1 protein-coding gene is annotated in these 1,280 nt (G+C 63.4%); it reads left to right on the top strand.

Annotated elements, in window-relative coordinates; all coding sequences use genetic code 11:
* Positions 1–47 precede the first annotated feature (47 nt).
* Entirely contained in the window at positions 48–1,247 is a 1,200-nt protein-coding gene (locus AB4Y67_RS18985) for an IS30 family transposase (protein ID WP_441407305.1), read from the top strand.
* Positions 1,248–1,280: the final 33 nt, after the last annotated feature.

Below are 1,280 nucleotides of genomic sequence, written 5' to 3'. Positions count from 1 at the left end.
CGCAGAATCATACGGTCGTTGCAACATCTGATTTTTTGGAGGTTGCCATGCCGAGTGGTTTTCGGGCGCCGGATGCGCTGAAGGATGAGTTCTTTTCGCTTCTGCGGCAGGGGGTGTCGGTCAAGGAAGCCTCTGCCCGGATTGGGGTGTGGCGAAGTAATACGCAGCGGTGGCTGGGTGAGACTGGCGGCATGCGGATGCGTATGGGTGTTGACGGCGGCGTTGAGGCCGGCCCGGTGCCGGCTCTCCGGCCCGGGTCGAACCGGCTCCATCTGGTGGACCGGGCGGTGATCATGATCCGGATCCGCGAAGGCGCCAAGGCCGCGGCGATCGCGCGAGAAATCGGCAGGGACAGATCGGTTGTATGGCGGGAAATCCGCCGGAACCAGGGCGCTGACGGGTCGTATCAGGCCGACGTGGCACAGATACGCACCCATCAGCGCGCCCGGCGCCCTAAAGCCTTCCGGCTACAGAACCCGGGGCTGGCCAAGTACGTCGAGGACGCCATGGATGATGGCTGGTCCCCGAAGCTGGTGTCCTTGGTGCTGAAGCAGACCTTCGGTCACGATGAGAGCATGCAGATCAGCCACGAAACGATCTATCAGAGCCTCTACGTCCAGGGCCGCGGCGAACTCCGCAAGGATCTCTACCGGTGCCTAAGCACCAGCCGTAGCAAACGGACGCCCCGCGGTGAGCGGCCCCGGGGAAACGCAGGCCAGCATTACAAGAATGCCCCGAAGATCTCCGAACGCCCCGCCGAAGCAGCCGACCGTGCCGTGCCAGGGCATTGGGAAGGGGATCTCATCATCGGCAAGGACGGCCGCAGTGCCATCGGCACCCTGGTCGAGCGCAGCACCCGGTACACGATGCTGCTGCACCTTGCCGGCCGGCACACCGCTCAGGAAGTCGCCGATGCCATGATTGCCCAGATGCGCCGGCTCCCGGATCAGCTGGTCAAAACCGTGACCTGGGACCGGGGAGTTGAGATGGTGCAGTACCCCCGCATCCAGATGGCACTGGACGCGGGAGTGTACTTCTGCGACCCGCACTCACCCTGGCAGCGCGGAACCAACGAGAACACCAACCGGCTGCTGCGCCACTGGTTCGAAAAGGGCACTGATCTCTCGGTCTTCACCGCCGAGGACCTCGAGATCATCGCCGACAAACTCAACAACCGGCCCCGTCCCACGCTCAACCTCGAGACCCCCAAACAACGCATGCGCCAACTCATTGCCACCGCGGCCTAAACCCAGTTGTTGCAACGACCAATTGACTTTGAG

It is taken from the genome of Arthrobacter sp. YAF17, from assembly GCF_052113365.1.
Taxonomy (GTDB): Bacteria; Actinomycetota; Actinomycetes; order Actinomycetales; family Micrococcaceae; genus Arthrobacter.
Note: the sequence above shows the minus strand (reverse complement) of the source record. Positions and strands in the feature narration are given on the sequence as shown.

Bases quoted from the DNA above. Each gene is read 5' to 3' on its own strand.
- AB4Y67_RS18985 (WP_441407305.1), top strand. From the start codon at position 48: ATGCCGAGTGGTTTTCGGGCGCCGGATGCGCTGAAGGATGAGTTCTTT.